Source organism: Ligilactobacillus sp. UO.C109, assembly GCF_026847815.1.
GTDB classification, from domain to species: domain Bacteria; phylum Bacillota; class Bacilli; order Lactobacillales; family Lactobacillaceae; genus Ligilactobacillus; species Ligilactobacillus salivarius.
The window spans coordinates 1-213 of sequence record NZ_JAPSFH010000035.1; the positions used below are offsets into that span (position 1 = coordinate 1).

The window sequence follows — 213 nt, forward strand, 5'->3', positions numbered from 1 at the left end:
CTTGAGCGAATCCTTGAGTACAAGTTCATCCTTAAGTGAAAGCTTAAGCACATCAAGTTCGTTGAGTGAATCCTTGAGTACAAGCTCATCCTTAAGCGAAAGCTTAAGTACATCAAGCAGCTTGAGCGAATCCTTGAGTACAAGTTCCTCACTAAGTGAAAGCTTAAGTACATCAAGTTCGTTGAGTGAATCCTTGAGTACAAGCTCCTCCTT

At 41.3% G+C, this 213-nt stretch carries 1 protein-coding gene; it reads right to left on the reverse strand.

The annotated features are described in order from the left end of the window. Window positions 1–213 (reverse strand): hypothetical protein (locus OZJ21_RS09210; RefSeq protein WP_442916315.1); only part of this gene is annotated, 213 nt, incomplete at both ends.